The organism is Terriglobales bacterium (assembly GCA_035487355.1).
In the GTDB taxonomy this organism is placed as follows: domain Bacteria; phylum Acidobacteriota; class Terriglobia; order Terriglobales; family Acidobacteriaceae; genus QIAW01.
On sequence record DATHMF010000115.1, the window covers coordinates 110,797 to 117,831 of the forward strand.

The window sequence follows — 7,035 nt, forward strand, 5'->3', positions numbered from 1 at the left end:
TGAGAACAACAGCGATGCGGGCGTGCCTTTCGGAGGTTTGGGTAAACGTTAGGGGATGAACGCTACCTCAGCAAGTGTTAGTTTGCCGGCGTTGTATGTGGTTGATTGTAAAGTACTTAACGCCCAAAGAGTATCTGAAACTGACTTGCTAGCAAGTCCCCCTCCCCGCTACGTGAAAAAGGAGAAACTGCTAGGGGGCTCAAAATTCCGGCGAACAAGCACATGCTTAAAACACATATCGCCATATCCATTACATCTGTTGTTCGTAGCACCAGTACGGGAAAGATTCTGTCTATTCCCAATAAACTCTCGGAGGAGTGTTCATGAGGGCGTTTCGCATGTTTGTGTTTCATACTCTGGTGGCCGTGCTGGCCGTTGGGAGTGCAGCAGTTTGGGCGCAAGACCCGGAGGCGCGCGCGCGCGACCTTGTCAACCGCATGACTTTGGACGAAAAGATCCAGGAACTGCACGGCCTCCGAGAGCCCGGTCACTTTCGTTATGTTCCGGGAATCCCGCGGCTGGGCATTCCGGCTTTCCAGATCACCAACGGTCCAGCCGGGGCCGGACCTGGCGGCACGCGTCCTCAGGCGAAAGCCACGGCGCTTCCGTCTCCCATCTCGCTGGCGTCCACGTGGGACCCCGAACTAGCCAATCTTAACGGCGTGATTATCGGTGCCGAGTCCAGAGATCTGGGTAGTGCATTGGTCGAAGCGCCGACGATTAACATCGCGCGCGTGCCGCAGAACGGACGGACCTTCGAAGGTTACGGGGAAGATCCCTATCTCGCTGGTCAAATTTCCGTGAACAATATTATAGGTATGCAGAGCCAGGGAGTGATTGCCAACGTCAAGCACTACGCCGCCAACAACCAGGAGACAAATCGCTTTCACGTCAACGAAGAAGTCGACGAGCGCACGCTGCGTGAAATTTACCTACCCGCATTTGAAGCTTCGGTCAAGCAAGGACATGTTGACTCGCTCATGTGCGCCTATCCCCGGGTCAACGGTACGTACTGTTGTGAAAATGACGTGCTGCTGAATCAGATTCTCAGGAAGGAGTGGGGGTTTGAAGGGTTTATCACCTCCGACTTCGGTGCTGTTCACAGCACGGTAGCTTCCGCCATGGCCGGACTCGACCTGGAAATGCCCAACGGGAAATATTTCGCCGATGACCTGAAATCTGCGGTGCAGTCAGGACAGGTGCCGGTCTCCGTGATTGACGACAAATTGATCCGCCGCTTCCGGACCATGATGCGTGTTGGTGTCTTCGATCATCCGCCGACGGTGAAGGATCTCCCGGCGCAACCCAACGGCGCCACGGCCCGGCGTCTCGCCGAACAGGGTATGGTGCTGCTGAAGAATGAGGGAGGAGTGCTTCCACTCAATGCCTCGCGCATCAAGTCCATTGCCGTGATCGGGCCGGCAGCCGTGAAGGCTGTAACCGGCGGTGGTGGCAGCTCACATGTTGTCCCGCTCTACAGCGTCGATCCCGTAGATGGCATCAAGAACCGGGTCGGTGAAAAAGTTACCGTCAACTTTATTGATGGCAGTGATATCTCTCAGGCGCTCTTCGTGGCCGGCGCTTCTGACGCGGTTGTGCTGATGGTAGGCGATATGATCACTGAAGGATTTGACCACCCAATCTCGTTGAGTGGAAATCAGGACCAGTTGGTGCAGGCCATCGCTGCCGCGAATCCGCATACCGTTGTCGTTATCAAGAGTGGAGGAGCCATTCTGATGCCTTGGGTAGGCCAGGTGGCCGCCGTCCTGGAAGCATGGTATCCCGGTGAGGAAGACGGCAACGCCGTGGCAGACGTGCTTTTTGGAGATTACAATCCCTCTGGCAAACTTCCCATCACCTTTCCGAAAAATCTGGAAGATGTTCCGGCCAACACGCCGGAGCAATACCCGGGATCGGGGCCGGTCGCACCCTACATTGAAGGATATGAATATGACCTGCAGAAGAAGGCGGCTCCCGGCATCGGCGGCGTCGCTCACTACTCTGAAGGAGTCTTTGTCGGTTACCGCCATTACGATGCCAAGGGGATTACTCCTCTCTTTCCCTTCGGCCACGGCCTCTCCTACACCAGTTTTTCCTACAAGGATTTGAAGGTCTCTCCCAACGTGATCTCTCTCGACGGCAAGCATGAGCCAACCGTAAGCGTGGATCTTACTGTAACCAATACGGGCAGCCTGGAGGGCGCAGAGGTAGTGCAACTCTACCTGGGTTTACCGTCAACCAATGTGGTCCCACAGCCGCCCAAGCAGTTGAAGGGCTTTCAGAAGGTGATGTTGAAGCCCGGTAAAGCAGCTCATGTGCATTTAGTGCTGGAGCCGCGCGCGCTGTCATATTGGGATGTGAAGAGCCATAGCTGGACCATAGCCCCTGGTGCCTACCAAATTATGCTGGGTTCTTCTTCACGTGACATCCGGTTGCAAGGCCAGTTCAACCTCAAAAGCAAGGCCGGAGAGTAGCACTGGCCAACTGCCGGAAGAAGATGATATGGTTTCGACTCATCATGTCGCTCAATGATTTGGACTAATCGTTTTCGAAGTGCAAATTGGTTAAAAATCCCTAAACGGAGATTTCTTGCATGCAACTGACCAGCATTGACTGGGTAATCATGACGGTATATTTCGTGTTCGTGCTGGGCATTGGCGTGGTGCTGAAGCGCTACACCCGCACCAGCACAGATTTCTTTCTGGCTGGCCGCGCAATTCCCGCATGGGTTTGCGGTCTGGCTTTCTTGTCCGCCAATTTGGGTGCGCAAGAGGTCATCGGTATGGCGGCTTCGGGAGCGAAGTACGGCATCGCCACCAGCCATTTTTACTGGATTGGAGCTATCCCGGCAATGGTGTTTGTTGGCATCTTCATGATGCCGTTCTACTACGGCTCGCGGGCCCGTTCCGTACCGGAGTACCTGCGGCTGCGCTTTGATGAAAAGACGCGGGCGCTGAACGCCGTCTCCTTCGCCGTTATGACGATTTTCTCATCGGGGATTTCGATGTATGCCATGGCCAAGCTCATCCAGACACTGCACATTCTGGATGCGCCCTTTCAGCATTTCGGCCTCGATTCCTCCTGGATCTTCCACGTAGGCATTGTGGCTTCAGCGGCAGTTGTGTTGGCCTACATTCTGCTGGGAGGGCTGACCAGCGCTATCTACAACGAGGTGCTGCAGTTTTTCCTGATCATCGCCGGATTGTTTCCCCTGGTGTTGCTGGGGCTGAAGAATGTAGGAGGCTGGCAGGGCCTGACCAGGACATTGTCTCCGGGCTACGTCCATTCGTGGGCGGGGATGGGAAGCGCGCACACCAATCGCCTGGGTGTGGAGTGGTTCGGATTGGCGATGGGGCTGGGCTTTGTGCTCTCGTTCGGCTACTGGTGCACAGACTTCCTGGTGGTGCAGCGGGCCATGGCCGCCGACTCGATGAATTCAGCGCGGCGCACGCCGCTGATTGCCGCTATTCCTAAAATGCTGTTTCCCTTTATCGTGATCCTGCCTGGATTGATTGCAATTGCATTGCCGACGGCTCCGCAGGGCGGAGTGCAGGTTGCCAGTACACAAGCCATGGCGCCGGGCGCCAGTACGGGAATGGGGCTGATTCCACCCAAGCTGGAGCCAGGGACTAACCGTCCACTGCTGGATAAGAACGGCAATCCGGAGTTGGACTACGATCTGGCCATTCCCCAGATGCTGTTGCACTACTTTCCAACCGGCATGTTGGGGTTGGGATTGACCGCTTTGCTGGCCAGTTTCATGTCGGGCATGGCGGGCAACGTGACCGCATTCAATACGGTATGGACCTATGACATTTATCAGTCGTACTTGCGCAAGGGAGCGAGCGACCAGCATTACTTATGGATGGGGCGCATGGCGACGGTGTTCGGCATAGCCCTCTCCATCATGACGGCGTATATGGCGAGCCGCTTTAACAACATCATGGACATGCTGCAGTTGGTCTTCGCCTTCGTGAACGCGCCTTTGTTTGCCACCTTCCTGCTGGGCATGTTCTGGAAGAGGACGACCGGGCATGGTGCCTTCTTTGGCCTGCTGTCGGGCACGATGGCCGCTGCTGTGCATCATGCCATCACCTTGCCGACGGGAGCGGTTCCTGGGGTGAAGGGAGGATGGCTGGCAGATATCCACACCTATCCCAGCGAGATGGCGCAGAACTTCTGGACCGCGATTTTTGCCTGGACGGTATGCTTTGTTGTCACGATTATCATCAGTTTGATGACCAAGCCACGCGGCGAAGGAGAGCTGACCGGGTTGGTATATTCGCTGACGCCGCGTCCGTCGGAGGAGAATTTGAAATGGTATCAAAGGCCGGCTTTGCTGGCCGTTGGCGTGCTGGTTGCGACGGTGATACTTAATTTTATTTTTTGGTAAAAATTTTCAGTAAGAAGGAATCCAAAGAAAGGTTTCCGCACAATGCGACTGGATATTCGTTTGCCGATCGGCGTGCTGTTTACGTAGTTTGGGATAGTACTGACTTTGTTTGGCGCCTTGAGTAACCAGGCACTCTACGAGCGTTCTTTGGGCATTAACGTCAACCTGATTTGGGGGCTGGTTTTGCTGGCATTCGGGATATTGATGCTCCTGCTCGGCCGGCGGCGCGCCCCGTTGCCACGAGACCTTGAAGAAACCGCCAATTTGCCTCCCCCACCCCCGAAAGAAACAGGACGCGCCACATAGAATTGCACCACGAAGGCGGCCAGTGGTGCTGAGTTATTGATGGGCTATGGGATATTTGGTGGACCTGGTCGGGATCGAACCGACGACCTCTTCCATGCCATGGAAGCGCGCTCCCAGCTGCGCCACAGGCCCACTGTTTAAGGCGGGACAATTATTTATTCTCGCAGTGGATGAGCAGATAGTCAAACGGCGTTATCAGTCGCCGGCTTCCAGTTGCCGGTGCTACTCTTGCAGTTGGAAAGGGTATTTTATATTTTGACTATGTTAACGAGCGACACAAAGTCTGCAAAAGATATTCGTCAAGCAAGTGTTCGGCGGGCAATGGCCTTTGTTCTCTGCACTGTTCTTACTTCACTAAGCTGTGGTATAGAGGTGGCAGCGGCCATATGCAAACCCCAGGATAGCTTCTATATTTTTGCCGCGGTGGTCTTTACAGCGTTGGTAATTCTTTGGATCTTCATAACTTGCCGAGCGATCAAGCGCCTTGCCTCTGACAATCTCTGACCGCTGATCTTTTAAGGTTCTTCTCTGGCAATTTTCTCGGCCGCGAGTTTTCTCTTCAATCCCTCCGGGCCGAATCCGTAGGGACAGTGGCGACAGCCGCTCTCGCAGCAATATCCCCGCCGGCGCAGGAAGTCAGCGGTGAAGACCATGCGCTCATCTTCGAGGTAATAGTCTTTTCCCAAAATAAGATCTGGTTGCGGCGCTGATTGATCTGACGGCATAATGAATTGAACCGCGGAAGACACGGGAAAATGCAGGGTCAATTACCCGATTACACAATTACTAAATTGCTCAATGACCCAATGACTCAATGATTCGATGTTGCAATGGCTCAATTGACTCACGGCTTTATTTCCACCGGCGTTCCGTTCGGCACCAGCTTCCAAATCTCATCAATTTCTTCGTCGGTGACAGCGATGCAACCGTCAGTCCAATCGTGCGCTAGATGAGCGCTGCCCACCCAGCCCATGCCGTTGGGCAATCCATGAATCATGATGGCGCCGCCGGGAGAGACGCCACGCTTGCGCGCCTGGGTCACATCCTGTGCGCTGGGATAAGAGACATGCAACCCTTTATGAAACTGGCTATGCAGGTTGCGGCCGTCAATCGTGTACGTACCCTCCGGGGTCTTGTGGTCGCCTTGCTGGGTTTTGGGGCCGATAGGCTCGCCTCCCAGAGCGACCTTGTAGGTCTTGAAGGGCTTGCCCTCGTGCATCAGCGTGAGCGTGCGCTCGCTCTTGAGGACTACGATGCGGTCGGCCATTATTTGTGGCGGCTGAGTCGTAGTGTGGCGAGCAGCGTAAGAATGAACAGCGACGAGGAGAGCGACAGCAAAAATGCTAAAAGCAGTTCTCCGTTCTCTGTTCATAGTCAGACCCCCAGTCTATCTTCTTATGCCGTTTTAACGATTACCATGCTTTCTGTTCCATCCAGTTCGTTTCCATCTTGTCATCCTGATCGCCGTTCTTTGGCGCGAAGGATCTGGCGTTTTCTTGGCTCCGACGGTACTGCTCTTGATACAGAAAAATAAGCAGGTCTAAATTAGACAATTACCCGATTACGCAATTACAAAATGGCCCAATGACCCGATGATTCAATGACTCAATGCTTCAATCGCCAACGACCCGATGACTCAATGTCTCAATCCTCTCGGGTTCTGCGGCGACGCCATTGCGGAAGCTCACGAACTTTCCGGAGATGGCGGGCACGCGCTCACCGGGCACGATGATGCCAACCAGGTTCAGCGGATCGGCGGCAGAGATAGTAACCGTCTCTTCGGAAAGAGGCGCGTTGCGCATGGCGCGCAGCGACTCTACCGCAACCGGCAAGGCGAACTGCTCGCCGATGAATCCGTTGACGAAGCGGCCGCCGCGCACTTCGCCACGCTCTTCCAGGCGGCGGAAGGCCATCAGCAGCTCGCGCCATTTTGGGGCGAGAGCTTCGCGCACCAGCAGCTCGCGGAAGACGACTCCGTAGCGCTCGAGCAACATACGGCAGGTGGCTTCGATGGATTGGGTGCGCGCGGCATCACTCGGGGGATGCGCCGCGGAGGTATAGAGCAAGGCCCAGCGCCCAGCGCTGTGGCGCGGACGGGAAGTGCGGCCGCGTCCCTGGCCGGTGCGGCGACGAGGATCAATCAAGGCGCGCAGATTATCGAAGCCGTCAGCGGTAATCATTCCGGCAGCGACCAGCTCCCAGAGCGCGGTTTCAATTTCGGATTTGAGGCGGCCGGTGGCGCGAACAATGTCAGTGAAGAACGATGCCCCGCGTGTGCGCAAAAACTCCAGCACCTCGCGGGCGCCGGCACTGAGACCAGATGCCTTGGTAGTCTC

Annotated in this window: 6 protein-coding genes and 1 tRNA gene; 4 read left to right on the plus strand and 3 right to left on the minus strand. The window is 55.4% G+C overall.

From position 1 onward, the window contains the following. The first annotated feature begins 323 nt into the window (after positions 1-323). The 3 genes from VK738_21230 to VK738_21240 all read left to right on the plus strand — a co-directional run bounded on the left by VK738_21230 (position 324) and on the right by VK738_21240 (position 4,699). Complete coding sequence (locus VK738_21230; GenBank protein HTD25186.1) at positions 324-2,474, plus strand: glycoside hydrolase family 3 C-terminal domain-containing protein; 2,151 nt, start codon at positions 324-326, stop codon at positions 2,472-2,474. Between the two features lie 119 nt (positions 2,475-2,593). After that, positions 2,594-4,393 carry a sodium:solute symporter family protein gene (locus tag VK738_21235; GenBank protein HTD25187.1) on the plus strand — a complete coding sequence of 600 codons (1,800 nt, stop codon included), beginning with the start codon at positions 2,594-2,596 and terminating at the stop codon, positions 4,391-4,393. A gap of 105 nt (positions 4,394-4,498) precedes the next feature. Next, entirely contained in the window at positions 4,499-4,699 is a 201-nt protein-coding gene (locus VK738_21240) for a hypothetical protein (protein ID HTD25188.1), read from the plus strand. Between the two features lie 56 nt (positions 4,700-4,755). Here the strand turns inward: VK738_21240 and VK738_21245 are convergent. Continuing rightward, positions 4,756-4,831 (minus strand) — tRNA-Ala (locus VK738_21245). Between the two features lie 712 nt (positions 4,832-5,543). Continuing rightward, on the minus strand, positions 5,544-5,966 hold the full coding sequence (locus tag VK738_21250; protein HTD25189.1) for a L,D-transpeptidase family protein: 423 nt from the start codon (positions 5,964-5,966) through the stop codon (positions 5,544-5,546). Positions 5,967-6,008: 42 nt separating this feature from the next. Here VK738_21250 and VK738_21255 point away from each other — a divergent pair, with 42 nt between their 5' ends. Then, on the plus strand, positions 6,009-6,233 hold the full coding sequence (locus VK738_21255; GenBank protein HTD25190.1) for a hypothetical protein: 225 nt from the start codon (positions 6,009-6,011) through the stop codon (positions 6,231-6,233). A 79-nt stretch (positions 6,234-6,312) separates the two neighbouring features. On the opposite strand, the gene VK738_21260 is transcribed toward VK738_21255, so the two are convergent. After that, positions 6,313-7,035 (minus strand): hypothetical protein (locus VK738_21260; GenBank protein HTD25191.1); only part of this gene is annotated, 723 nt, incomplete at its 5' end.

Coding starts and splice junctions, on each gene's coding strand:
- VK738_21230 (HTD25186.1), top strand. CDS start 324: ATGAGGGCGTTTCGCATGTTTGTGTTTCATACTCTGGTGGCCGTGCTG.
- VK738_21235 (HTD25187.1), top strand. CDS start 2,594: ATGCAACTGACCAGCATTGACTGGGTAATCATGACGGTATATTTCGTG.
- VK738_21250 (HTD25189.1), bottom strand. CDS start 5,966: ATGGCCGACCGCATCGTAGTCCTCAAGAGCGAGCGCACGCTCACGCTG.
- VK738_21255 (HTD25190.1), top strand. CDS start 6,009: ATGAACAGCGACGAGGAGAGCGACAGCAAAAATGCTAAAAGCAGTTCT.